General features: G+C 55.4%; 2 pseudogenes. Both read left to right on the top strand.

Annotated elements, in window-relative coordinates:
* A pseudogene (locus A3754_RS28905) lies at positions 1-247 on the top strand (C4-dicarboxylate ABC transporter); the annotation flags it as partial.
* Between the two features lie 12 nt (positions 248-259).
* Positions 260-819: pseudogene (locus tag A3754_RS25565) on the top strand (C4-dicarboxylate ABC transporter); the annotation flags it as partial.

Genomic DNA, 819 nt, shown 5'->3' with positions numbered 1-819 from the left:
CTCCCAACTTCTCTCGATCGGTGAAAACACCTGGGACAACTACTTCCAGTTACGTAGCGCAGGAGCACTGAACGAACCCACCTGCAACGCGGATGCTGACTTGGACAGGGAGCTGGAACGCGCCATTGCCGAAAAGAAACAGAAAATGACCGACGACCCCCTCGCCGGTTTTTTTGGCACCGAAATCGATGAAAAGGCGTTGCGCCAGTCGCTGGAATCCGCACAAACGCTGTGCCGTGAAAAGTAGGCGAATTACCAAATGGTCCAGGAAAAGGTCACCCCCGGCGTCGTTGCCTTTCGTACCCTGGAGGGAGGCGTGGCACAGGTGGTCAGCATTCTGGGCGACTACAAACGGCTGATTCTTTGCTTGCTGCTGCTCATTTGCGCAGCGACGGCCACACTGACCCGGCACCATATCGCTTTGCGCCCGGCACGCACCCGCAAGGACCATCTGGTTTCCACCCTTGGCCAGCTCACTGCCAATGTGCTGCTTCTGGTTTCTGCCTTGATCTATCGCAGCGAGGAAATCAGGGCGATGGCTGATGGCGTCCAGGTGAACCACTTTTATTTGCATCAATTCTGGATAGGCGGCTTCGCCATTCTCAGTGCCGCTTCTCTCTGGCAGTTGTTGTCACCCCCTAAAGATCTGGAAGAAGGCGGCGGCTGGGGCAAGGCATTCCTGACGATTCCGCTGTACTCCTATATGTGCCTCAGTGCCAGCATCCAGTTCATGTCTCAGGGGTATCTGCACGGCACCAGTGTCTACCTGGGCATGATGATGGAATTTTCCACCATGTTTCTCAGCCTGGGGCTTTATAT

Source organism: Alcanivorax sp. HI0083, assembly GCF_001635175.1.
Note: the sequence above shows the minus strand (reverse complement) of the source record. Positions and strands in the feature narration are given on the sequence as shown.